The sequence below is a fragment of the Desulfobotulus sp. genome (assembly GCF_034006065.1).
In the GTDB taxonomy this organism is placed as follows: domain Bacteria; phylum Desulfobacterota; class Desulfobacteria; order Desulfobacterales; family ASO4-4; genus Desulfobotulus.
This window is the reverse complement of the sequence record NZ_JAVETM010000038.1, coordinates 1-25,243: the sequence shown is the minus strand read 5'-3', so window position 1 is coordinate 25,243 and position 25,243 is coordinate 1. Positions and strand designations below refer to the sequence as shown.

Sequence of the window (25,243 nt, the reverse complement as noted above, 5' to 3'; positions counted from 1 at the left end):
CTATGTCCGGGGTGACTGAGCCCGCAGGGCATGCCTTTTCCACAAGAAAAAAGCAGACGGCAGAACCACGAGGGTCAAAAGTGTGGCACTGACCATCCCGCCCACCATGGGCGCTGCAATGCGACGCATCACTTCTGCGCCTGTTCCCGTACTGAGCATAATCGGTAAAAGACCAATGATAATGGTGGCAACGGTCATAATTTTGGGCCTTACCCGCATGAGGGAACCTTCGGTAACGGCCTCCCGCAGTTCTGCAACATGGACCCCCCTCTTCTCCTGAGCGGCCTTTTCCTCACACCTGCGCAGGGCCTGATCCAGGTAAACCAGCATCACCACACCGGTCTCCGCAGCCACACCGGCCAAGGCAATGAACCCCACTCCAACGGCGATGGAGAGATTATAATCCAGAAGATAAAGAAGCCAGAATCCCCCCACCAGGGACAAGGGCAGGGTCGCCATGATGAGCAGGGCTTCGCCGACACGACCAAAGCTCAAATATAAAAAAAGGAGAATGATGGCCAGGGTCAGGGGAATAACCAGCTTGAGTCGGGCATTGGCCCGCTCCATATATTCATACTGGCCTGACCAGCTGATGGAATAGCCCGGAGGAAGCGCCACATAGCGCGCCACCGCATCCCTGGCCTCGCTGACATAGGATCCGAGATCCCTTCCCTGAATATCCACATAGACCCAGCCGCTGAGCCGGGCATTTTCACTGCGAATCATGGGAGGCCCGTCGGTGATCTTCACTTCTGCCACCTGCTCCAGACTGACCCATACCCCGCTCGGCGTTGCCAGGGGAAGTTTCTGCAGTTTTTCCAGGGAATCCCGCACATCCCTCGGGTAGCGCAGGTTGATGGGATAGCGCTCCAGTCCTTCCACGGTAGTACTGATGTTCATGCCACCCACCGCCGTGCGGATCACCCCATGAATATCCGCCACATGGAGCCCATAACGCGCCGCAGCAGGCCGGTCGATTTCCACCTCAATGTAGCGACCGCCCGTGACCCTCTCCGAATACACGGACGTGGTTCCCGGAACACCGCGGATCACCTCTTCAATCTGACTTCCGATTTTCTGGATCACTCCGAGATCCGTTCCCGCCACCTTGACCCCCACAGGAGTCCGGATCCCTGTCGCCAGCATATCAATGCGGGTGCGGATAGGCATGACCCAGGCATTGGTGACACCGGGCAGCTGCACCAGACTGTCCAGCTCCTGAATAAGCTTTGCCGTGGTCATGCCGGGCCGCCATTCTTCCCGGGGTTTCAGCTGTATGGTGGTTTCCAGCATGGTGAGGGGAGCCGGGTCCGTGGCGGTTTCCGCCCGTCCTGTTTTACCAAAAACGCTTTTCACCTCGGGCAGGGTTTTAATGAGCCTGTCCGTCTGCTGCAGAAGTTCGCTGGCCTTTCCCACGGAAATCCCCGGCAGGGTGGTGGGCATGTACATGAGGTCCCCCTCATCCAGGGTGGGCATGAATTCCGAACCCAGACGCAGCACAGGGTAAACCATGCTGAGACTGACCACCAGGGTCAGCACCAGAACCGTAGCCGGATAATCCAGAGAAACGCGAATGACCGGCCGATAGATCCCAATGAGCATACGATTCAAGGGGTTTTTCTGCTCCGGCGTAATATGGCCGCGAATGAAATACCCCATCAGCACGGGGACCAGGGTAATGGCAAGACCAGCCGACACGGCCATGGCATAGGTCTTGGTGAAGGCCAGGGGAGCAAAAAGACGGCCCTCCTGGGCTTCCAGGGTGAATACGGGTAAAAAACTGATGGTGATGATCAAAAGGGCAAAAAAGATGGGAGGCCCCACTTCCTCGGAAGCTTCCCGGATCAAAGCCCAGTGCTCAAGAGCCTCCCTTTCTTTTCCATGCTCCATATGCTTATGAACATTTTCGATCATGACAATGGCGGCATCCACCATGGCACCGATGGCAATGGCAATCCCACCAAGGGACATGATGTTGGCATTGATCCCCTGGAGCTTCATGATGACAAAGGCACCGAGAACGCCTAAGGGCAGGCTGATGGCAATCACAAGGGAAGAGCGGAAGTGAAAGAGAAAGAGCATGCAGACCAGCACAACAACAAGAAGTTCCTTGATCAGGGTATCCCGCAGGTTCTCCACTGCCCGCTCAATGATGCTGGATCGGTCATAGGTCGTGACAATTTCCACACCCGCAGGCAGGCCCGGACGAAGCTGATCCAGCTTTTCCTTCACCCGTTCAATCACAAGCCGGGCGTTTTCTCCGGAACGCATCACCACAATGCCCCCCACCACCTCGCCTTCGCCATTGAGCTCGGCAATCCCCCGACGCATCTGGGGTCCTGTGGTGATTTCCGCCACATCCCCCAGCAGAAGGGGGGTGCCTTCAGGGCTTCGGCTCAGAAGAACCTGCCGCAGATCCTCCAGATTCTGGATATAGCCCCTGGCGCGGATCATGTACTCCGCCTCGGCCATCTCGATGGCAGAACCGCCGCTCTCAAGGTTTGCGGCCCTCACGGCATCGGCCACCTGCGCCGGAGTCAGGCCATAGGAACGCAGGCGATGGGGATCCAGCACAATCTGATACTGGCGTACCATGCCACCGATGGTGGCCACTTCGGAAACCCCTTCCACGGTCTGGAGTTCATATTTAAGAAACCAGTCCTGAAGGCTGCGCAGCTGCGCAAGGTCGTGTCTGCCACTGCGGTCTGTCAGGGCATACTGGAAAACCCAGCCCACCCCTGTGGCATCGGGCCCTAAAGAAGGCCTTGCCCCTTCGGGCAGATTGCCCGCAACCTGGCTGAGATATTCCAGCACCCTTGCCCTGGCCCAGTAGAGATCCGTGCCGTCCTCAAAAATCACATAGATATACGAGTCTCCGAACATGGAGTATCCCCGCACCGCCGTTGCCTTGGGCACAGCCAAAAGGGCGCTGGAAAGGGGATAGGTCACCTGCTGCTCCACCACCTGAGGGGCCTGCCCGGGATAGCTTGTCTTGATGATGACCTGCACATCGGAAAGATCGGGTATGGCATCCATGGGTGTTTTATAAAGGGAATACACCCCCCAGACAGCCAGAAAGATACTGGCAAGGAGAACCAGCAGACGGTTACGCAGCGACCATCGGATTATGGCGTTAATCACGGGGCCACCTCCAGACTTCGCAGATCCACAATGCGGAAGGTCACCTCATCCACCTGCTCCAAAGCAAATTCCATCTCCATGCCTTCATGGAAATCTGCTGGAAGCTGAAGCCCTTCTTTAAGATCCAGATCCATGGCCATGGCAGGCCAGCCCAGCGCCACAATGGGTTCATGGCTGACATGGATGGATCCCGGACTGGCTCCTGCCCCCTTATAAACACCTCTGGCCCACACCGCCCTGTCCGATGCCAACGGCGGCTCTTCCAGAGGCTGCATGCGCATAAAGGAGGCCCGAAGGCTGCTTTCCGAATCAATCAGGAACTGACCTGACACCACCACTCTGTCGCCAAGAGAAAGACCGGCAAAAATTTCCACCTCATCATCGGTGATCAGGCCGACTTCCACATCAAGGGCTTCAAAGCGCCCCTCCCCACGATCCACAATCACCCGCTGGCTGTTGCCGCTTCGGATCAGACTGGCCACCGGAATCAGGAGAATGTTCTCTGAGGGTTCTCCCAGAATGCGCGCCCTTGTAAACATGCCAGGCTTCAGCCGCCCCTCAGGGTTGGGAAAACTCAAACGCACCCGCAAAGCCCGTGTCCTGGGATCCAGGGCCGGATAAATGAAAGCCACCTCACCTTGAAGGCGGCCCCCATGCACAGGATGCATATCCAGAATCGCCCTCTGTCCCCTTGCAATCTGAGACGCCTGATGTTCAAAAACCTCCACCTGTATCCAGATTCTCGAAAGATCGGCCAGGGTCATAATGTCCATGGCCGGAGTCACAAACATGCCTTCGCGGATACCCAGCTCGCTGACCACCCCGTCCTGACGGGCAAACACCGGAATCAGGGTCCGTATTCTGCGATCTTTTTCCAGCGCTTCAAGGGTCGGTCTGCCCATCCCCAGAGCCAGCAGACGATCGCGGGCCGCCTGCCGTACTGCTGGCTGCCCGAGGTTCAGGATCCGCAGATATTCTTCCTGGGCATTCACCAGCTGAGGCGAGTAAAATTCAAAGAGCAGCGCTCCCCTTTTCACCCTCTCCCCAGCCGTGCGCACGACAAGGCGCTCCACCCAGCCTTCGGTACGCACATGCACATGGGAAAGCAGATTTTCATCATAGTCCACATAGCCCACGGCCTCCACAAGGGGAGAGAGGCTTCCCCTGCGAACCTTCGCCGTGCGGACCCCGAGGTTCTGTCGGGTTTCAGGAGCAATCCGGACACCGGAGCCGGAAGCATCCCCTGCGCTATCGGCATAGACAGGAATATAGTCCATCCCCATCTCATCTTTACGCGGAGTTTCCGATGTCACCTGGGGATTGTGGGGATGGCGATAATAAAGGATGATTCTTTCTTCTGCACCCAAAGATGAATCTCCATGGGTGCTGTGATCCTCCTCCCCATAGGGCCACAGGAAAAAAGCCGCTGTCAGGAGAACACCGAGAATAAAGGCAAGGCCCAGCTTGAACAGGGATGAAAATTTCATGGGTTATTTCTCCGTATAGTAGAGGAGTTCCGCCTGCACACTGGCCTGCTCCGTTAAAAGACGCAGATAGGAAAGCTCATTTTCAAAGGCCGCCACAGACGCGCGCAGCCAGCCCGCATACTCTCCAACCCTGTGCTGATACCCCGAAGCGGCAAGGTCGCTGGCCATGTGGCTCTGGGGCAGAATCCGGGCCTGGTACAGATCCATGCGTTGCCCCAGTCTTTCCCAGCGTGCATATCCGGCTTCCACCTCCCCTTCCATCTGACGCAGACGCTCCAGCCGGTCATAGCCAGTGGCGCGCACCTGGTGCCGGGCTGCGGCGGCGTTGCGCTGTTGCCTCCCGGAGGGCGCAAGGGGAATTTCAATGGAAAGCATGAGGTTGAATTTCTGCTGGTTCTCATCCGTTCGGGTATAAAGACCATCCACCATAAAACCCGTATAATACTGTTCCGCCAGTGCCACCTCCATTTCACCGGCCTGAATACCCGCCTGATCCACTGCCAGAAGCGGATGCTCCACAAGCCCCGCCTTCAACGCTTCAAGGGAAGGAAGGGAGGGCAACGGAGGATTTTTTTCATCCAGCTGAAGGGTTTTCGGGATGCTGCCGATCCAGCGGGCCAGTCTCGCCCGGGACGCTTCTTCATCGCCAAGGTTGCGGGCCAGGCGATCCTTTTGATTATCTTCCTCGAGCTCCAGCATAATAAGCTGCTGCTGGCTGAGCCTGCCCACGGCATATTGCTGAGCCGCCGCACCTGTCAGCTCCGAAAGAAGACTCAGGTGATGGCGTACAATCTTTAAGGCCTGCTGCTGATACCAAAGATCCAGATAGGCCATGCGCACGTTTCTCGTTAATTGCCGGTCCCAGACCTCGGCCTGCCTTTTCTGGGCAGAAGCCAGTACGCCGAACTGATCCTCTTTAAGACGCAGACGGCTGCTGCGGGGAATTTCCTGACGTACCCCCAGCATGAACTCCTCCATGCTTTCCGCTTTTTCATATCCCAAAAGCAGACGGGGATCCGGAAGCCGGGAAGCCACAGCAGCACGCTCATGGAGACTTGCGGCCCTTGCCTTGAAGGTTTCCTGGGTGGTATCCCGCTCAAAGGCAAGTTCCAGGGTGCGTGGCAAGGATAAAGGCATCGACTCCGACGCCCGGAGAGAAAGGGGCAGAATTAAAAGAAAAAAGATGAAGGGAACACACAGCATGGGGGGAAAATGGCCCATAGGGTTTTCCTTTCTTCAGATTGGGGATGGCACAAAACAGAAAGGGCAGTACACCTGCAAAAGGGGATGAGACAGATGCGTAAGGTGGGAAAAACTGTGTTTAAAAAACTAACACAACCATCCTTGTCGAACAAGTTTTTTTCGCCGATTCGCTTTTCAGCAAATCAGGCAGAACCCGGACAAAAAAGGAGTGAAAACCAGGGGCTTTTGGGGCAGGAAAAGGCTTACAATTCCTCGCGCATCCATCCGTGGTAAAGATCCGGCCTCCGGCCACGATGAAAGGCCGTCATGGAATGGGACCTAATGGCAGACACCCGCTCCGGATTCAGGGAGAGGAAAAGAAGACCCGGGCCAGTTGCAAAAAGCTCTGCGCAGGCACGGCCATCGGGGCCAAGGGCCAGGGCAAGGCCCGGAAAAAACTTGCCCGTGCCATCCCCGGAACAGGGATTCACGGCCAGCACATAGCTTCCCGTATCAAAGGCGCGGGCAGGCAGGTGACGCAGCCAGGAGGCTTTTTTCTCTTCAGGGGTCGTGCGGGGAGAGGCGTGGGGAATGAGAAAGACTTCTGCCCCCATATGGGCAAGACAGGAAAAGAGCTCGGGAAAGTGGGCATCATAGCAGAGGGCCAGACCAAAGGTGAGGCCCATGAAAGAAAAAACCACCGGCCTGTCTCCTTCAAGGTAAAGCCCGCGTTCAGGAGAACCAAGGTGAATCTTGCGGTAATGGGCCAAAAGCCCCTCCGGCCCAAGGGCAAGGGCGCTTACATAAAAACCCGCATCCGTCCTTTCCGCAAAACCGCAGACCAGACAGAGATCAAATTTTCTGGCAAGGGGAGAAAGAAGAAAAAGGGCCTCTTCAAGGGTGAGGGCTTTTTGATGCAGGGCATCCGCCCCCAAAAGATATCCCGTAAGCTGCATTTCCGGAAATACCACCATGCAGGCCGAAGAGGTTGCGGCCTTTTCGCAGGCAGCTGTAATACCCAGAAGATTGGCGGCCACATCACCGGCTGCCTGGGGAAGAACGGCAAGGACAAGGGGAAGAGGATGGGAAGCCTTCATGGTCATTTCCCCCCTCATGGACTCACACCGAAAACTTCGCCCGGATTTTAAACACATGGGTGGCGGGCAGGTTGAGGATGTCGGCAACGCCTGTTTCCTCTGCGATCTCCTCCAGGTTACGGGCGATGATTTCCCGTGAAGGTTCAATGAAGGTGAACCACACATTCCAGTCATTTTCACGGATATAATTGTGGGTCACGCCGGGATAACGGTTCACCACCTCTGCAAAAAAATCCACCTTGTCCTCGGGTACACGGGCCGCGCAAAGGGTGGAAAAATACCCGAGATTCTCAGGCCCGAAATTACCGCCGATGCGACGGATAATCCCCGTATCCTTGAGACGCTGCAAGCGGCTCAGCACCTCCGCTTCTTCCATGCCCAGTCTTTCTCCAATGACCGCATAGGGCCGGGCACAGACAGGAAAACCAGACTGAATACCATTCAAAAGCTTTTTATCCAGGGCATCCATCATTAAAAACCCCTTTCCTGCTGGGGAAGCAGTAAAATACGCACTTCCCGTTTTCGGGGGCCGTCAAATTCCCAGAAATAAATGGCCTGCCAGCGCCCGAGATCCAGCCTTCCGTCCCGCACGGCCAGCACTTCCGAAGCGCCGATGAGGGAAGCCTTCATGTGGGCATCGGAATTACCCTCCATGTGTCGGTAATCAGGATCCACGGGAATCAGGCGGGAAAGGGTGCGGTTCATGTCTTCCTGGACATCGGGATCCGCATTCTCATTGAGGGTGATGGCTGCTGTGGTATGGGGCACAAAAATATGGCAAAGACCTGAGCGCATGCCCGAGGCTGTCACCACTTCCTGGACCCGCGCCGTAATATCCACCATCTCCTTACGCGTGGTAGACTGAATTTTAATATGCATCGCCTCTCTCCCTCAACAAACACGGGTCGGACAAAACAGCGTTTTCCCATTCACGATAAAACAGCCCTGGGTATCAGAATAAGGGCCCGCATTGGCAGGATAGCAAAAGGCCCTGCCATGGCAGGGCCTTCCATTTTCAAGACAAGATCAGATTTCCGGCAAGGATTAAACGCAACCGGTGGGCTTGGGAAGGCCAGCCATTTTGCAGGCTCCTTTGCCGGGTCCGGAGGGGAAAAGCTCATAGATGTGCTTGAGTTTGAACCCGGTAAGTTTGGAAAGAACGCGTACCATGGGAGCAATACCGTTCTTCTTGTAGTAATCCTGAAGGATATTGATCACACCCCAATGTTCATCGGTGAGGGTTTCAATGCCTTCTTCCTTCATGCAGTACTCAACCCATTCTTCGGAATAGGTGTTGAAGTCTTCCAGAAATCCGTCTTCGTCGATTACAAACTTTTTGCCTTTGAATTCAATTTCAGCCATTTTTCAAAAACCTCCTGTAATAGAATAGATATCATCCTGTGGGGGGTCCCCGTTATATCCTTAACTTTTTCTTAGCGTATCTACCTAACCAAACAAGCGTGGCTTGTCAATAAGCAAGATGTTTTTACATCATTCCTGCGGAGGTGTCAAATCTTTGAAAGCCCATCTGGCTTCGGAAAAAGAGTGCTCCTTTCCCTGGAGCCTTTTCAAAAAAGCGACCGCTCCGCCATGTGCCAAGGAGAAGCGGTCGCTTTGTTTAGCCTGCCTTATCAGGGGCCGGTGCATATACCCTGCCTGACATGGAAACCCGCCCTTCCGGGGTCTGAAAATATCCTGAGCCGATATTTTCAGACCTTTGCCAGACGCTCAGGCGAAAAAAACCATCTTGTTTTTTACAAAAGATCAGTATTCCTTGGGCATCTGATTGAGCTGATCCAGGGTGAAGACGGGACCATCCTTGCACACCAGCTCTTTACCGATGTTGCAGCGGCCGCACATGCCAATGCCGCACTTCATCCGGTTTTCAAGGCTCATGATGATGTGATCATGCTTGTACCCCAGCTTATCGAGAACAGGCTGGGTGAACTTGATCATCACAGGAGGCCCGCACACGATGGCGTAGGTATCGTCGTCCGCAGGGGGAGCCACCTTCTCCGTGATGGCCGGTACAAATCCCTGATGGTACTTCCAGTTGGGATCGTCCGTTCTGTCCACGGTGATGTGCATGTTGATCTTACCCTGGGCTTCCCACTCCCGGAGGTCATCCATGTAGAGAAGCATACCGGGGGAACGGGCACCGTACACCACATCGATCTTGCCGAACTTTTCCCGGTTGTCCAGCATCATCTTGATGGAGGACCGTAAGGTCGTAAAGGCAAACCCCCCGCCGATGATGAGGATGTTCTTGCCCTCAAGAATCTCCCAGGGATACCAGTTCCCTAAGGGGCCGCGAAGGCCCATGATGTCGCCCACCTGCATGGAATGCAGATAGCTCGTTACTTTACCGGTTTTAAATACCGTGAACTTCACAAAGCCCTTTTCCGTGGGGCTGGACGCAATCCCGATGGGAATCTCGCCCTGACCGGGAATGGAGAGCTCTGCAAACTGACCCGACTTATAGGCAAACATCTCTTCGTGCTCAGGATTCAGAAAGACGAACTTGAAGGTCTTCAGGCTCTTGTCTTCCGTCTCCACCGTGATGTCGTCTATGCGGACGGGATACGGCTCATATGGATTCGGATTTCTCACGTTTTTCTCTCCTTATGCCGCTCTCACTGCGGGCTACTTTCCCGGTTCAAAGGCGTTCATGGTGTTGCAGACCGTACGGATGTCGATGTTGGCAGGGCACTGCTCCACGCAGCGACCGCAGCCCACACACATCAGCCCCGCATCGTACTTGTCCAGGAAGTATTTCAGCTTATGCATGAAACGTTGACGGGTACGCTCCCACTCGTGCTCACGGGGGTTATGCCCGGATGCATGGTGGGTGAAAAGGGCCGTCATGCAGGAATCCCAGTTCCGCACACGCACGCCGTCCGTACCCTTCACCTCATCCTGAATGTCAAAGCACCAGCAGGTAGGGCAGGCATAGGTGCAGGTACCGCAGTTGATGCAGCCGAAAAGAACATCCTTCCAGAAAGGCGCATCATAAAGATCCATGATGGTCTTGCCCTGGATCTTGTTGTAGCTCACCTTGGAAGTAATGGCCGCTTCGGCTTTTGCCTTCAGGTCTTCCACGGTTTTGGCCGCATCCGCACCCGCATCTTCACCAAAGCCTGCCGCATCAAGGAATTTCTTGCCTTTTTCCGTCAGCACCTTGGCGATATAAACTTCCCCTGCATCCACCAAAAGCACGTCAAGGCCCTCTTCTGCAAAGGGACCGGTGCCGCAGGAGGTGGAAAAATCCGTGGCGGACGGCGCATTGATGGCAAGACCCACAAAGGTGCAGCGCTCGTAATTGCGCAGCCAAAAAGGGTCTTTGTAGTCCTTGTTGTCAAAGTTCATTTTCGTGAGCTGGATGGCCTTGGCATCATAAGGACGGATGCCGATCACAGCCCGTGCCCCCGGTGCTGCGGGCACTTCCTGCAAAATGTGGTGATTTTCCTTTGTGCCATCCAGGGTGTAGGTGAACATGGCCTCGGACTGGGGAAACACCACCCACTTGGGAGAAAGCTTTGTGTTTTTAAATCCCATGTCCGGAAGCTGACCTTCGGCCAGCACCGCATATTTATGGCTGTCCTTCTCAGGCACAGGTCCGATGAGTTCGTAGGCTTTACGCGCCTTCTCAAGCCCACCGTCCCAGGATGCCTTGGCAATTCGGATCAACGTCATCTTTTCCTCCGATCATGCTTGGGGTCGTGAGGGCCTAGCGGATAAAGGCCTCGGGGTCATCGGTTTTAAAGGTATCCAGCGGCGGCCGTACACCCTCCTTCATGCCCGTTTCCCAACCGTACTTCTCCACACAATCCTTGACACCCTTGCGGGTGAAGGCCCGCATCTTGATATCCATGGGACAGGCCGCCTCGCAGGCCCCGCAGTCCGTGCAACGGCCTGCACAGTGGAAGGCCCGCAGGAAGTGGTAGGTACGGATGTCGATGGGATCCGTTCCCTTGCCCACCCACTGGGGACGGGATTCATCCACAAAACAGGTGGGACAATAGCATAAGGGGCAGGCGTTCTTGCAGGCATAGCAGCGGGTGCAGCCGGAAAGAAGCTCCTCAAAATACCCCCACTTGGCACCTGCATCCATGGCTTCGATCTTTTCCACGTCCGCAAAGCGGTTTTCAAGGACAAGTTCTTCCACGGGCTCCCCTGCCATCTCATCAAAGATCACAGGATTGCGCTTGATGCAGCTCCGGCAGTTGGACTGAAGCACCTCCGACCTGCTGACGGTCTTTTCTCCCGCAGGACCCTTCACCGTGATCTGATCCCCGGCTTCGGCGTAAGCGGTCACCTCACCGCCCACAAGGTCGGAAAGGGCTTTTTTATCCGCCATGCCCGTGCAGGGAACACCGATGATCACCAGCTGATCCCGCTTGATCTTGTTTTCCACAATGTGGCCCACAATGTTTCTCGCATCACAGCCCTTGGCAATGATACCGATGCGGTCCTTGCGACCTGTGAGGTAGTTGCACAGGTTGAGACGGCAGGTGGCGTCCCAGATCAGGGTCTCCGTATCCGATGCCTTGCGGATAATCGTCGGCTCGCTCATGACGGGAAGCGTTCCCTTTTTGAAGCCGATCACGACATCCACCTTCTCGGTTTCGAGAAGGCCCCGGGCAATCTCTTTTATTCTGTCGATGTTTCCGCTCATTATTCCGCTTCCTTCATGTAGCGCTTCACAAAATTGGTATTGGGACCTGCGGCTTTCGCAGCATCCGTTACTTCCTTCACCACCTCCACAAACTTGGTGGATTCGGCGGAAGAGATCCAGGAGTAATGGAGACGGCCCTTTTCGATGCCCATGTGTTCCATCAGGTCATTGAACAGCTGAAACTTGCGGCGTGCATAGTAATTACCTTCCAGGTAATGGCAGTCACCGGGGTGTCAGCCGGATACCCATACGGCATCGGCACCTTCCCGCAGGGCGGAAAGGAAAAACTTAGGGCTCATACGGCCTGTGCAGGGGATACGGATCACCCGGATGTTGGGCGGATACTGGAAACGGCTGACACCAGCAAGGTCGGCCGCACCGTAGCTGCACCAGTTGCACAGGAAACTCACAATCTTGGGTTCCCAGCTCATGGCTGTCTTCTCCTTATTCTGATCCTTCCGCAGCCGCCTTGAATAAGAACAGCTGCGGAAGGAAAATGGTTTATGCGCTTACGGTGAAGATCTGGGCAAAAATCTGGCTGTTGTCAAAGCCGCCATGGTGAATGGCGCCGCTGCGGCAGGATGCCACGCAGAGACCGCAGCCCTTGCAGAGTACAGGGTTGATCTCCGCCTTGCCCGCATAATAGCCCGCATCCATGAACCGGGGAGCGGAATAGGGACATACGCTCACGCAGATCCCGCAGGAGGAGCAGAGGGAAGCATCCACCCGCGCCACCTGACCGGAGGTGAAGATTTTTTCCTTGGCCAGAAGCGTGACCGCCCTGGAAGCCGCTGCCCGTCCCTGGGCCACCGTCTCATCCAGGGGCTTGGGATAATGGGCCGTACCGGCAAGGAAGACACCGTCTGTGGCAAACTCACTGGGTCCGAGCTTGGCGTGGCGTTCCACAAAGAAGCCATCATCGTTCATGGGCAGCTTGAAGAACTGGGCCAGGGCCTCGCTCTTGTTGGGCACCACAGCGGAAGCCAGGGTGAGAATATCCGCCGTCAGTTCCAAAGGCCGCATGAGGACATGGTCTGTGACTTTCACCACAAGCTTGTCGCCCACCTTTTCGATCTTGGGTTTGTTCTCAAGGTCGTAGCGGATAAAGATAACGCCCGCATCCCGGGCTTCCCGGTAGAGGTATTCCTTTTCTCCGTAGGTGCGGATATCCCGGTACAGGATGAAGACATCCATATCGGGCTTGTGTTTTTTCAGCTCCAGAGCGTTGTCAATGGAGTGGGTGCAGCACACGCGGGAGCAGTAGGGACGACCCGGTTCACGGGAACCCACACACTGGATGAAGACCGCACTTTCCGCCTTGTCCAGCATGGGATCCTTGGCCTTGAACTTAAGATCCAGCTCCAGACTGGTAAGAATCCTCGGATCTTCACCATAGAGGTATTCCGTGGGCTTCAGGGGAGAAGCACCTGTGGCCATCACGGTAATGCCATGCTCCAGAAGAGAATCGGAGCCCCCTTTAAGCTGGGTTTTGAAGTTACCCACAAACCCGTCCACACTGGCGATTTCCGTTTTCAGATGTACGGTGATGCGCTCGTCCACCTTGATGGCGTTTTCAAGCTCCGCCACCTTCTCGCCCACGTCCTCGCCCTTGATGGTCTTAAAGAGGTTCAGGGCCTGGCCGCCGAGGCGATCCGCCTTTTCAATGATATGGGTAGCGTATCCCTGATTGGAAAGAGCCTTGGCTGCGGTCATGCCCGCAACACCGCCGCCCACCACCAGGGCAACCTGGTTGACGTTCAGCTCCCCTTCCCGCAGAGGCTCAAAGAGGGAAACCTTGGCAACCCCCATGCGTACCAGATCTTTGGCTTTTTCTGTTGCCAGATCCGGAGTTTCCTTATGTACCCAGGAATCATGGTTGCGGATGTTCACCATCTCAAAGAGGTACTTGTTCAGCCCTGCATTGATGAGGGTTTCCTGGAACAGCGGTTCGTGGGTTTTGGGCGTACAGGCCGCCACCACCACGCGGTTCAGGTTCTTTTCTTTTATAATCTCCGCCATCTTGTCCTGGGTATCCTGGGAGCAGGCGAAGAGATTGTTGGTCACATACTCCACATAGGGAAGGGAGGATGAATACTCGGCCAGGGCCTTCACATCCACCGTACCTGCGATGTTGGAGCCGCAGGAGCAGACAAAAACCCCCACGCGGGGACGATCCCCCGCCACGTTCAGCTCCTTGACGGCTTCTGCGGTTTTGGTGAGGGTATTCCTTGCAGAAGACAGAAGCTCACCCGCTGCGGAAGCTGCGGCAGAGGCATCGATCATGGCCTGGGGAATATCTTTGGGACCTGCAAAGGCACCGGCCACAAAAATCCCCTCACGGGAGGTGGCCACAGGCTTGAAGGTCTCGTATTCGCAGAAGTTGCCCTTGGTGAGCTTGATGCCCAGCTGGTTGGCAAGCTTCACCGTGGAGGGATCCGTCTCAAGGCCAATGGACAGCACGATCATGTCGAAGATTTCCGTCTCCAGACGACCGTCTTCCGTCACATAGCGCACCTCAAGGGAATCATTTTCCGGGATGGGATTGATGGTATGCACCCGGCTGCGAACAAAACGCACGCCCTTTTTCTTGGCGTTTTCGTAGTAGCGTTCAAAGTCCTTGCCGTGGGTCCGCATGTCCATGAAGAAAATGGCGCAGTCCAGGTCATCGCCATTGTGTTCCTTGGCAATGGCCGCTTCCTTGATGGCGTACATGCAGCAGACCGAAGAGCAGTAGGCATTGTCGCAACGGTTCATGTCACGGGAGCCGATGCACTGGAACCAGGCGATCTTCTTCGGCTCTTCATGATCCTTGCTCATGCGGGTAAGGTGCCCCATGGTGGGACCGGAGGCGGAAAGAATCCTTTCAAACTCCATGGAGGTCACAACATTGGGGAATTTGGCATACTGATAGGTGTCGAAAATGCTGGGATTAAAGGGCTTGAAGCCAGGGGCGAGAACAATGGAACCCACCTTGAGCTTCAGGGTTTCGGGCTTGTCATCATAATTGATGGCGCCCGCAGGGCAGACCTTCTCACAATTACCGCATTTACCCTTGGTGAGCTTGATGCAGTTTGCAGGGTCAATGACGTACTTCAAGGGTACGGCCTGATCGTACTCCACATAGATGGCTTTACGTTTCTTCAGGGATGCGTTGTAGAAATCATCAATTTTCTTAGGACATTTTTCCGTACACGCACCGCAGGCAATACACTTGTCCATGTCCACGTAACGGGGTTTCTTGAAAACTTCGACCTCGAAATTTCCGGCTTCACCGCTGATGGACGTCACTTCACTTAAAGTCAATAATTCAATGTTCAGATGCCGGCCGACCTCGACCAGTTTGGGTGAGATAATTCACATGGCGCAATCGTTGGTCGGAAAGGTCTTGTCCAGCTGCGACATCACGCCGCCAATGGAAGACCCCTTTTCCACCAGGTACACATAGTACCCGGCATCGGCCAGATCAAGCGCCGACTGCATCCCGGTGATACCACCACCCACGACGACAGCGGATCCTATTACTTCCTTCGACATGGTCTATTCTCCTGTAGCGATTCTGCAAAATCCCTTTTCTGCCTCCCATGATCCGGCATTTTCAAGGAATCCCGCAACGTTACAAATCCCCATATTGCCCGACGCTTTCCGCCTTCCCCATTGGGAAAGAGCGCCAAAATCCGTACAAGCATTTATGAATTCTATTAGCACGCCAATCCATATCGACTAACACCAATGTTGTCAATACATTTGTCCTGCGCGGCTTTCCGGACTTCACGGGCATTTCCCGCTGTTTTTTTTCCTCAAAATCCGCTTTAATGACCCCGGATCGAGTCCCCAACCCATGAGGAGAAACCATGCCCCATAAAAAACCCGGTGTTCTGATCATCTGCGGCCCCACGGCCAGCGGTAAAACCGATGCGGCCATCCGCCTTTGTGAACACTTCCGGGCCCGCATTCTCAGTGCGGACTCCATGCAGGTCTACCGTTACATGGACATCGGAACCGCCAAGCCCTGCGCAGAAGAGCTTCAGAAAGCCCCCCATGCGGGCATCAGCATTCTCAATCCGGACATGCCCTTTGATGCGGCAGCCTTTGCCGCCATGGGAAGGGCCTTCATTGAAGCCAATGCGGAAAAAGAATTTCTCACCATTGTGGCGGGCGGCACAGGCCTTTATATTAAAGCACTTCTCCAGGGACTTTTCCGCGCACACCCCGCAGATCCCCAAAGGCTGGCGCTACTGGAAGAGGAAGCCCGGAAAAAGGGACTCTCCCATCTTCACGCCCGCCTCCGGGAAAAAGACCCGGAAGCCGCAGCCAGGATTCACCCCAATGACGGCTTCCGCATCATCCGGGCCTTAGAGTTCTTTGAAGCCACAGGCAGCTCCATTTCCTCGCGCCAGCAGCAACACGGATTCTCCGATGCTCCGGATTATGCTGTGGTGAAAATCGGACTCCTCACAGACCGGGCCGTGCTTTACGAGCGCATCAACCAGCGGGTGGACCGCATGCTCAAAGATGGACTTGAAAAAGAGGTGAAAAACCTTCTTGCCATGGGCTATGGCCCGGAACTGAAAAGCATGCAGGCCATCGGCTACCGTCACATGGTGGACATCCTTTCAGGACGCCTTTCCAGGGAAGAGGGCATCCGTCTCCTGAAACGGGACACCCGGCGCTATGCCAAACGCCAGCTTACCTGGTTCCATGCGGATCCAGAAATTCTCTGGATGCCTCCGGGCAAACTTGAGGAACATGTCCCAACAATCCGAAAAGCCCTCAGAAATCAGGGCTGTGATTCCTTCTGATCCGCACCCTGACCATCTTGCCCTTCCCTCTCCTTTTCCAGGATACGGGCATTAAAGGCTTCCACATCCGTATTGTACCGGGCCCGCCTCTGGTCATAGGCTTTTTTAGCCGCATCAAAAGCCTCCACCTCCTGGTTATGGGCCTCTATGGCCTGGACGTCCGACCGCAAAAGGCTGGCCGCCCTTTCCGACAACACAGCCTGCAGGGCCTGCAGACGAGCCAACTCCTCCCCTAGGGCCTTACGCTCGGCTTCAAGCTGCATCGCCTGATCCGCCACCCCAGGCTCTGTCTTCGCTTCTTCTCCTTCTTCCGGAGTCTCCCCTTCCACAGTCTCCGCATTCATGCTCTGAAAACGCAAAACCCTTTCCCGCTCCTTTTCCGGAAGCCGGGAAAGGTCATCGGTGAAAACAATTTTACCGCTTTCATCCCTGTACTGGTAGAACTCGGCTCCCGCAGAACCGCAGAACACCAGAACACACAACACGGCAATGCACGCCTTCTGCAGCCTCATCATGGGATCTCCCTTTCGAAAAATACACTGTAAACGCACAAATTCCTTTTTGCCTCCCACCATGGTCTTAGTGTATAAAGCCTTCCAGTTTCTGTGGCAAGTATACGGACCCCAGAATACCCCCCAAAGGCTTTGCAACAAAGAGCCCACTTCGGGTCCGACACGCATCCCCCGCAAACCAGGTGAACCTTTGTCATGAAATGCCATGCACTGCCCGCCAGAGACCTCTGGATGCTTTTTTTCCTTTTGCTGCTTTTCACGGCGGGATGCGCCAAAGCCCCCCAGCCCAGCCTCATCGACTCCAAAAGTCCTGCGGATCAGGCTTTTCTTCTAGCGGAAAAAGCCTATGCGGAAGGCCGAACCCAGGAGGCTTCGGAAGCCTATACGCGCTTCATTCAACATCACCCGGACCATGAGAATACCCCCACAGCCCTTTTCAAACTGAGTACGCTCCACATAGCCCAGGGCAATGTCAGCCAGGCACAGGGGCTCCTCGATACCCTTATTCGCAGCTTTCCCCAGAGCAAGCCCTACCAAGAGGCCCTGCTTGCCCGCTGTAACCTCTGGTATACGGATCAGCAGGCCAGCCGCGCCCTTTCCTGCATACGGGAAAGCGAAGCCCGGATTGTACAACCGGATCTGCGCATCCGCCTGGGCCTGCTGCGGGCGGATACCCTCGCCGCCCTGAATCATCCCGTGCAGGCCACCGAAAGTCTGATCCAGATTCTGCAAGAGGCTCCAAGATCCCTGCACAGTCTGATTCTTGAAAAGATTCTCACGCTCACGGAAAGTCTCGGCCCCGACGCCCTGACCTCCCTTGTCCCTTCAGCCCGAAAACCCGAACCCGCCGCTACCCTGAATCTGGCCCTCGGCCTGCGCCTTGCCGAATCCGGCCGCTACAGATCTGCGGAAAAAGTCCTCAAAGAATTCCTCTCCGCCCACCCCTTTCACACCAAGGCTCCTCTGGCAAAGGACATGATCGCCACCATCGCCCACAAAGAGGAGGTGGATCCCCTTGCCATCGGCTGTCTTCTGCCCCTTTCCGGCCGATTCGAACCCTTTGGTCTGCAGGCCCTCAGGGGCGTGGAAATGGCCATGGCGCTCTATGCCCAGGCACCGGGGGCACTTCCTGTGCGCATCCTCATCGAAGACACGCACTCCGATGAAACCGCCACGGCCCAGGCCATCAGAACCCTGAACGAAAAACAGGTGATTGCCGCCATCGGCCCTCTGGCTGCCAACCCTGAATCCTTCCAGCTGGCTTCAGACCTCCATATCCCCCTGATCACCCTTACCCAGCAGGAAGGCGTAACCCGCATCGGACCCGGAATTTTCCGCAACTTCATGACACCCGCCATGCAGGTTCAGGGTCTTGTCTCCCATGCCATGACCAAACAGAACCTCTTTCGCTTCGCCATCCTCCATCCCGACGATACCTATGGCCAGAATTTCCGGGATCTCTTCTGGGATGCCGTGGAAAACATGGGCGGCCGCATCACAGGCGTGGAATCCTACCCCGCACGCAGCACGGATTTTTCAGAGCCCATCCGCAGGCTCACAGGGCTGCACCATCCCCCCCCCAAAGACAGACAGCCCCCTCCCACCCATGGACAGGAAAGGGAATCCGGCCCTCCCAAACCCATCATCCAGTTTGACGCCCTCTTCATTCCAGACAGCGCTGAGCGGGCAGGGCTCATCCTTCCCCAGCTGGCTTACAACGACGTGGAGGGCGTCCGCCTCCTGGGTACCAACCTCTGGCACAGTCCAAGGCTCATGCAGATGGCCGGTGCCCATGCACGCGGTGCCCTGATTCCCACAGGCTTTTTTGTGGAAAGCACCCTTCCCCAGACCCGGGAATTTGTCCAGCATTTCAGGGAAACCTACGGGGAAGATCCGGGCTACCTGGAAGCGGTGGTCTTTGACAGCCTGATGCTGCTCTTCCATGCCCTGGAGCAAAAACCCTTCAGCCGTACAGAGCTCAGGGAAATTCTCCAGAAAGGCGCCCCCCATGAGGGCGTCACAGGCGTCATCCTGTTTTCCGAAACCCGGGAGGCCCTCACCCCTCCCTTCCTCCTTGAAATCAGAGGATCCGCCTTCCGTGAAATCACCCCTTAAAAAAACAGCCCCAGGCCCTCTCTTTTCCTATGGAAACTACCGGATGGCAACGGGCGTCCTGAAGGGAATCATCCAGCCCCTGCAGCGACTGGGCCTTCACCTGCCAGCCCTCAGAACCCGCTTACAGCATATGGCAGGCGACATCCCTCCGCTTCAACCCTCCCAGAATCCCCACATATGGATCCACGGCGCAAGCCTGGGAGAAGCCGGGGTCACGGAATCTCTGGTCTACAGTCTCCATGCCCAGCTCAGGGGACAGTGCCGCTTCACCCTGTCCGCCTGTACGGAAACCGGCCTTGCCCTGCTCCGCAAACGCCTTGAAGGCAAAGCCGCCTTTGTCTTTGCGCCTCTGGATCTGCCCGGATGGCCTGAAGCCGCCCTGGAAGCCCGGCCCCCCGATGTCATGGTTTTTGTTGAAACGGAAATCTGGCCCAACTGGATCCAGGGCTGCACCGCAAGGAACATCCCCACCCTCATGGTCAACGGCCGTATTTCTCCCAGATCCTTTCCCCGTTATCTCAGAATCCGCCCCCTGCTGCGGGATATTTTCCGCGAGGTCCGGGCCTTCAGCATGATCAGCCAGACCGACGCCCACCGCATCCTGGCCCTTGGCGCACCCGAAGACAGAATCCAGGTATGTGGCAACGCCAAAAGGGATCCCGCCTCCTTTGCCCCAGCCGCGAGGCTCTCCCTTTCCTTGCACAGAAAAAATCTGGGGATCGGAGAAAAAGATCTCATCTGGATCTGCGGCAGTATCCGTAAAGGAGAAGACATTCCCATCCTTGCTGCCTTCTCCGAGGTGAAAAAGGCCTTTCCCCATCTGCGCATGATTCTGGCTCCACGCCATCTCAAGCGCTTGCGCGCCATGGAAAGGACGGCTTCGGAAAAAGGCCTCACCCACCAGCGCCGCAGCCGGGAAGCAAGGTTCAAAAGCGATATTCTTTTTCTTGATACCATGGGCGAACTGCGCACCCTCTATGCCCTGGCAGATGTGGTTTTCTGCGGCGGAAGCCTGGTTCCCGCAGGAGGTCAGAATCTTCTGGAAGCCGCAGCCTGGGCCAAACCCATACTCTTTGGGCCTTCCATGGAAGATTTTGCCGAAGAAAAGGAGCTTCTCCTTGCAGCGGGCGCAGCCTTTGAAGTGAAGGACGCCACAGAGCTTGCCGCCCAGCTGGCTTGGCTGCTGGGTTTTCCGGAAAAAGCCAGGGCGGCGGGCAGTGCAGGACTTAAAGCCCTGCAACAAAACCAGGGCGCCGTATCCTGCCACACCAGGGCCATCCTCCAGGCCCTGGCCTCGCATTCTGGCCGCTCTGGTCATGGACATCCTTTCTGAAAAAAAATCCCCCTCGCGCAGACTTCGCTGCACACAAGGGGGAAATGGGCGGGTTTTCCTCTGCGGCCCCAGAGCCTGGGAAAACCCCTTTTATCTTTCCGTCTCCATCCGTTTTTCCGCAAGACGCAGCCCCTGATTTTTCAGGGATCCCTGCCCCGTTGTCTCCAGAACCGCCTGCCACAGATCCCCTGCAGGGTCCACATACCGCCGTTTTCCGGCACAAAGGGCAAGGGGAAGATGGACAAAGGCTCCGTGGATGTACCCCACCAGCATATCCGTTTTTCCCGCCATGGCCGCATGCACCGCATTCCGGGCAAGAAAACCGCAGAACACGGAGTCATTGGCATTGGCGGGCAGGCTGCGGATCATGTAGCCGGGATCAATATATTTCATGGCAATGCCAGGCCCCTTTTTTCTGAAATGGGTTTCAATGGCATCCTTGAGAAAAAGACCGATATCCTTCAAAAGCGCATTGCCCGAAGCATCCCGCCTCTTTTCCCTGTCCTGGAAAAGATCCTGGCCCGCACCCTCCGCCACCACCAGCACAGCATGCCCCCTCTGGGCCAGTCGCCGCTCCAGGGCCGCCAGAAGGCCCGCCTCCCCCTCCAGATCAAAGGGAACTTCAGGAATCAGCACAAAATTGGCATCCTGCTGAGCAAGGGAGGCTGTGGCTGCAATAAAACCTGAATGTCTTCCCATCAGACGGATAAGACCAATTCCATGGGGGTAGGCCACAGCCTCTGTGTGTGCACTGCGGATGGCCCGCGTGGATTCTTCTACTGCCGTATCAAAGCCAAAGCTTCGATCAATGAAGGCGATGTCATTGTCTATGGTTTTGGGAATGCCCACCACAGCCAGGTCCAGACCGCGCTCTGCAATCACCTGGGCCAGCAGATGGGCTGCCGTCAGCGTCCCATCGCCTCCCACCATGAAAAGAAGCTGAATGTCCATGGCTTCCAGCCACTGGCAGATACGATCGAAATCCTGGGGCCCCCTGGAAGATCCCAGAATGGTGCCGCCCATATCCAGAATACGCTCCACCACAGAGGGGGTCAGCTTCAGAACCTCATGGCCGAATTCGGGGAAAAAACCCCGGAGTCCGTGGGGAATCCCATAAATATCCCGCACGCCGTACCGATGGTGCAATTCAATCACCAGGGAACGGATGATGTCATTGAGACCCGGACAAAGTCCGCCACAGGTCACAAGAGCGCAGCGCGTGCGTGCAGGATCAAAATGAATATGCGCCCGCGGCCCCGCCATCTCAAAACGCACAGGCTCGCGCCCCGCTTTCAGCGCTTCCAGCACACGACCCGCATCCAGATCCTGCAGCACATGGCTGGTATCCGTCACAAAACTGCCGCCATGCCCACACCCCCCTGCAAAACACAAAGGGGAAGGAATTTTTTGGGCTCCTAAGTTCCTGATTTTCGTATCCACGTCCAGCAATCCTTCCCAAAACGATCACACCCCTCAAATCCGGAGCCCTTTATCCGTTTTTTCAGAATCCGGTTCATTCCGCCTTGCGGTTCTGCTCTCTTAAAAAAACACAAGAGTCAGGGCAGTCCATTGAATTTAAAAGCACCCTTTCCCAGAATGTCGTGCAGGTGCAGCATGCCCGTCAGTACGCCCGAAGCATCCACAACAGGCAAAACGGTGATCTGATACTCCTCCATGGTGTTCAGCGCGTCGTAAACCGGACTTTCCGGTCCCACACAGCGGGGATTCACCGTCATCACACTGTCCACCACTTCAGCGCTTAATTTTCCCGAAGCCACAAGATGGCGCACATCCCCATCCGTGAGAATACCCACCAGCCTCCCGTCTTCTCCCGTAACCAGCACAGCCCCCAGGGAGCTTTCATCCATCAGGGTAAGCACCTCGGAAAGGGGAGCGCCGCTGGACACCCGGGGCAGCCCCTGGGTCAGCATGAGATCCCCCACACGGCTGGCCAGACGCTGCCCCAGGGCTCCGCCCGGATGAAAACGCCTGAAGTCCGACTGTTTGAACTGCCTTTTATGAATCAGAGCCACGGCCAGGGCATCGCCTGCGGCCAGAAGCGTTGTTGTGGACGTGGTGGGCGCCAGCCCCAGGGGGCAGGCCTCTTTTCTGACGCCTACATCCACCACAATGTCCGCCTGGCGGGCCAGAGTGGACTTCGGATTTCCCGTCATGGCCACAATGGGGCAACCCATGCGGCGGATGCTTGGCAAAAGCACATTCAGCTCTTCGGTTTCTCCGGAATTGGATAGGGCCAGAAAAACATCATCCCCTCCCACAAGACCCAGATCTCCATGCATGGCTTCCACAGGATGCAGAAAAATGGCGTGGGTTCCCGTGGAAATCAGGGTGGCAACGATTTTGCGTCCCACAAGTCCTGACTTACCAATCCCTGCGATCACAAGACGCCCCTTGCATGCAAAAACACATTCCACCATCTTCTCAAAGGAAGCGTCCACCTTGGCGGCCAGATCCAGAATCCCCTGGGCCTCGGTGATAAGAACTTCTTTAATCTGTTCAATCATAATGGATGCTTTCCCATTGGTGACTTTAAAAAATCCAAGGTTGTTTTTAAAAGACTCCGGCGCAATGACCATCGACTGGCGGAGACTACAGGAAAAGGACTATAAACCCAAGCGGAAGGGGAATCAATTTTATCCCGAAGACCAGAGGCTAAAAATATAGAAAAATCTCCGCGTCGTTTTCAAATTGACAAGCCCTCTTCCTTTTTTTATTGTTGCAGGGTTTTTCCATTGGGACGCAAGTCTATGGTTGGTTTTTGCCGTCGTATTTATTTTAAGAAATCTTAGGAGTTCATCATATGATCTGCACCACCACACGTAAAGGCCACGATTGTGTTTTCATGAAAGCCAGCGGCTGCTCCTATACGGGCGGCACCTGCCTCTCCGCCATTGAAGCCTGCATGGGCTGCGCCCGCATCACCGAACAGGAAAGCGGTATCTACTGCGCCATTTTTCCCGAGCCTGCTGTAAAATGGAAGCTTGGCAACTGCAACATGGCAACCCACATCAAAACCGAAAGCACGGATCCCAAAAAGAAAGTCAACCCGCTCAAGGCATCCAAACGCAAGTAGCCCTTTCTGCAAGAAGGCCTGGGGCCACCACCATATCCTGGCTTTGTTTCAAGACAAAGACAGGCATTTTCATCCGACACCGGAAAAGCCCTGCCTTAATTTTTTTAAGGATCCGGGCTTTCCTGGTTTGCCCCCAAAGAAAGACTTTTTTCGGAATGCTGCAACCCGCCTCTCACATGGGGCGCATCCATACGCATCTTCTGCCAAGGAAAGACATGAATCCCTTAGCCGAGCAGCTCAACGCAGCCCTTGCCCATGGAAATCCCCACATCCTTGACCTCCTCTCCCGTGTAGGCAAAAATCTGTTTTTCCCCAAAGGCATCCTCAGCCAAAGTGCGGAAGCCAAGGAAAAGGCCCACAGAATCAACGCCACCATCGGCATCGCCAAGGAAGAAGGCGGCATCATGTGCTTTCCCTCGGTCATGGAGGGCCTGGAGTACAGCCCCGAGGAGGCCCTGACCTATGCGCCCTCCTTTGGTATTCCCGAACTGCGGAAAGCCTGGCAGGCCTCCCTCATGGAAAAAAATCCTTCCCTCGGGGGGAAAACCCTTTCCCTGCCTGTGGTCACCTGCGGCATCACCCATGCCATCAGCGTATTTGCCGAGGTCTGGTGCAATGCCGGGGATACGGTCATCCTGCCGGACATGATGTGGGGCAACTACAACCTTATCATGAACGTGCGCCTGGGCGTGCAGCTGAAACACTACCCTATCTTTAACGCTTCCGGCGGCTTCAACGTAGAAGCCCTGGGAACGCTTATCCGGGAAGAGGCCGAAAAAACGGGAAAGGCCATTGTGATCCTGAATTTCCCCCAGAATCCCACAGGCTACGCCATCTCCAAAAGAGAGGCCAAAGAGCTTGTGGCTGTGATCCGGGAAGTGGCCGAAGCCGGAAAAAAGGTGCTGGTGGTCACGGATGACGCCTACTTCGGACTTTTTTACGAGGAAGAAACTTTAAAGGAATCCCTGTTCGCCCATTTTGCGGATCTGCACGAGAATATCCTGGCTCTCAAGCTGGATGGAGCCACCAAGGAAAATTATGTCTGGGGCCTGCGCGTGGGCTTCATGACCTACAGCACCCGTATCCAGGGTGATCCTGCACCCTTTTATGAGGCGCTGGAAAGAAAAACCGCAGGCTGCATCCGCGGCACCATCTCCAACGCCTCCCACATCGGCCAGCGCATTGTCCTCAGATCCATGAAAGATCCAAGGAATGGGGAAGAGCACGCCCAGAAATACGCCATCCTGAAATCAAGGGCGGCCAGGGTAAAAGAAGTGCTGAAGGATCCCAAGTATGCCGATGCCTTCACGCCCTATCCCTTCAATGCGGGCTACTTCATGTGTGTGCGCTTGAAAACCGTGGAGGCGGAAAAACTGCGGCTTCACCTTCTGGAAAAATACGGAGTGGGCCTCATTGCCTTAGGTAAATATGACATCCGCGTGGCCTTCAGCTGCATTGAAGAAACGGAAGTCGCCCCCCTCTTTGATATTCTGCTCCAGGGCATTCAGGATCTTATGGCCTGAGCCTCCTTTTTCAGAACCCATGGATATGAAAATCCCGGCATCCTCTGCGATACCGGGATTTTTTCATGTCAGAAAAGAAGCTGACAAAAAGGCATTCCATCAATCAAGGGGGCGTGCTTCTCCGATCTTCTCAAAACACACCCGCTCGAATCCAAGGGCTGTTACCACAAACTTCTGAAGTCGCAGATTTTTATATTTTCCTTCAAGCCTTGCTCCATAGTCTTTGACCTGTACTATGCCCTCTTCCATTTTTGCCCGGACAGGAGGAAGGGCTTTGAGTTCATC

21 protein-coding genes are annotated in these 25,243 nt (G+C 55.5%); 5 read left to right on the top strand and 16 right to left on the bottom strand.

Annotation, left to right across the window (positions count from 1 at the left end; all coding sequences use genetic code 11):
• The 12 genes from RBR60_RS13040 to RBR60_RS12985 all read right to left on the bottom strand — a co-directional run bounded on the left by RBR60_RS13040 (position 1) and on the right by RBR60_RS12985 (position 15,116).
• Positions 1–3,141 carry an efflux RND transporter permease subunit gene (locus tag RBR60_RS13040; RefSeq protein ID WP_320357483.1) on the bottom strand — a complete coding sequence of 1,047 codons (3,141 nt, stop codon included), beginning with the start codon at positions 3,139–3,141 and terminating at the stop codon, positions 1–3.
• The gene (locus tag RBR60_RS13035; RefSeq protein WP_320357481.1) at positions 3,138–4,628 is read right to left on the bottom strand and encodes an efflux RND transporter periplasmic adaptor subunit; all 1,491 of its coding nucleotides are present in this window, start codon (positions 4,626–4,628) and stop codon (positions 3,138–3,140) included. Before RBR60_RS13035 ends, RBR60_RS13040 begins: the two co-directional genes overlap by 4 nt.
• Positions 4,629–4,631: 3 nt before the next feature.
• Entirely contained in the window at positions 4,632–5,849 is a 1,218-nt protein-coding gene (locus tag RBR60_RS13030; protein WP_320357479.1) for a TolC family protein, read from the bottom strand.
• Between the two features lie 224 nt (positions 5,850–6,073).
• Complete coding sequence (locus RBR60_RS13025; RefSeq protein WP_320357477.1) at positions 6,074–6,907, bottom strand: nitrilase-related carbon-nitrogen hydrolase; 834 nt, start codon at positions 6,905–6,907, stop codon at positions 6,074–6,076.
• Between the two features lie 22 nt (positions 6,908–6,929).
• Positions 6,930–7,379, bottom strand: coding sequence for an AsnC family transcriptional regulator (locus tag RBR60_RS13020; RefSeq protein WP_320357475.1), 450 nt, complete (start codon positions 7,377–7,379; stop codon positions 6,930–6,932).
• A complete protein-coding gene (locus tag RBR60_RS13015; RefSeq protein WP_320357473.1) occupies positions 7,379–7,786 on the bottom strand; it encodes a secondary thiamine-phosphate synthase enzyme YjbQ in 408 nt (135 codons plus the stop codon). Before RBR60_RS13015 ends, RBR60_RS13020 begins: the two co-directional genes overlap by 1 nt.
• A 165-nt stretch (positions 7,787–7,951) precedes the next feature.
• Complete coding sequence (locus RBR60_RS13010) at positions 7,952–8,269, bottom strand: TusE/DsrC/DsvC family sulfur relay protein (protein WP_320357471.1); 318 nt, start codon at positions 8,267–8,269, stop codon at positions 7,952–7,954.
• Between the two features lie 402 nt (positions 8,270–8,671).
• On the bottom strand, positions 8,672–9,517 hold the full coding sequence (locus RBR60_RS13005; protein ID WP_320357469.1) for an FAD/NAD(P)-binding protein: 846 nt from the start codon (positions 9,515–9,517) through the stop codon (positions 8,672–8,674).
• A 33-nt stretch (positions 9,518–9,550) separates the two neighbouring features.
• Positions 9,551–10,600 carry a 4Fe-4S dicluster domain-containing protein gene (locus tag RBR60_RS13000; RefSeq protein ID WP_320357467.1) on the bottom strand — a complete coding sequence of 350 codons (1,050 nt, stop codon included), beginning with the start codon at positions 10,598–10,600 and terminating at the stop codon, positions 9,551–9,553.
• Between the two features lie 34 nt (positions 10,601–10,634).
• The gene (locus tag RBR60_RS12995; protein WP_320357465.1) at positions 10,635–11,582 is read right to left on the bottom strand and encodes a 4Fe-4S ferredoxin; all 948 of its coding nucleotides are present in this window, start codon (positions 11,580–11,582) and stop codon (positions 10,635–10,637) included.
• Entirely contained in the window at positions 11,582–12,013 is a 432-nt protein-coding gene (locus RBR60_RS12990) for a hydrogenase iron-sulfur subunit (RefSeq protein WP_320357463.1), read from the bottom strand. The genes RBR60_RS12995 and RBR60_RS12990 overlap by 1 nt, the downstream gene beginning before the upstream one ends.
• A 70-nt stretch (positions 12,014–12,083) precedes the next feature.
• Complete coding sequence (locus RBR60_RS12985) at positions 12,084–15,116, bottom strand: FAD-dependent oxidoreductase (protein WP_320357461.1); 3,033 nt, start codon at positions 15,114–15,116, stop codon at positions 12,084–12,086.
• A gap of 317 nt (positions 15,117–15,433) precedes the next feature.
• Between RBR60_RS12985 and miaA the strand changes: the two genes are divergently transcribed.
• Complete coding sequence (gene miaA / locus RBR60_RS12980; protein WP_320357460.1) at positions 15,434–16,381, top strand: tRNA (adenosine(37)-N6)-dimethylallyltransferase MiaA; 948 nt, start codon at positions 15,434–15,436, stop codon at positions 16,379–16,381.
• Here the strand turns inward: miaA and RBR60_RS12975 are convergent.
• Entirely contained in the window at positions 16,360–16,896 is a 537-nt protein-coding gene (locus tag RBR60_RS12975) for a DUF4124 domain-containing protein (protein ID WP_320357458.1), read from the bottom strand. The two genes, miaA and RBR60_RS12975, sit on opposite strands and share 22 nt — an antisense overlap.
• A 192-nt stretch (positions 16,897–17,088) precedes the next feature.
• On the opposite strand from RBR60_RS12975, the gene RBR60_RS12970 reads away from it, so the two are divergent.
• Together RBR60_RS12970 and RBR60_RS12965 are read left to right on the top strand one after the other, a co-directional pair.
• Entirely contained in the window at positions 17,089–19,008 is a 1,920-nt protein-coding gene (locus RBR60_RS12970; protein WP_320357456.1) for a penicillin-binding protein activator, read from the top strand.
• Positions 18,992–20,341: a 3-deoxy-D-manno-octulosonic acid transferase gene (locus RBR60_RS12965; RefSeq protein ID WP_320357454.1), complete on the top strand. Its 1,350-nt coding sequence runs from the start codon at positions 18,992–18,994 to the stop codon at positions 20,339–20,341. The genes RBR60_RS12970 and RBR60_RS12965 overlap by 17 nt, the downstream gene beginning before the upstream one ends.
• 90 nt (positions 20,342–20,431) lie before the next feature.
• On the opposite strand, the gene RBR60_RS12960 is transcribed toward RBR60_RS12965, so the two are convergent.
• On the bottom strand, positions 20,432–21,781 hold the full coding sequence (locus tag RBR60_RS12960; protein WP_320357452.1) for an ATP-dependent 6-phosphofructokinase: 1,350 nt from the start codon (positions 21,779–21,781) through the stop codon (positions 20,432–20,434).
• A gap of 116 nt (positions 21,782–21,897) precedes the next feature.
• Positions 21,898–22,866 carry a KpsF/GutQ family sugar-phosphate isomerase gene (locus RBR60_RS12955; RefSeq protein WP_320357450.1) on the bottom strand — a complete coding sequence of 323 codons (969 nt, stop codon included), beginning with the start codon at positions 22,864–22,866 and terminating at the stop codon, positions 21,898–21,900.
• Positions 22,867–23,162: 296 nt separating this feature from the next.
• Between RBR60_RS12955 and RBR60_RS12950 the strand changes: the two genes are divergently transcribed.
• Positions 23,163–23,435 (top strand): PxxKW family cysteine-rich protein, encoded by a 273-nt coding sequence (locus RBR60_RS12950; protein ID WP_320357448.1) that lies wholly within the window; start codon positions 23,163–23,165, stop codon positions 23,433–23,435.
• Between the two features lie 215 nt (positions 23,436–23,650).
• Positions 23,651–24,958, top strand: coding sequence for an aminotransferase class I/II-fold pyridoxal phosphate-dependent enzyme (locus RBR60_RS12945; RefSeq protein WP_320357446.1), 1,308 nt, complete (start codon positions 23,651–23,653; stop codon positions 24,956–24,958).
• Positions 24,959–25,057: 99 nt separating this feature from the next.
• Here the strand turns inward: RBR60_RS12945 and RBR60_RS12940 are convergent.
• Positions 25,058–25,243: hypothetical protein (locus RBR60_RS12940; protein ID WP_320357444.1), on the bottom strand; the 186-nt coding region annotated here is incomplete at its 5' end.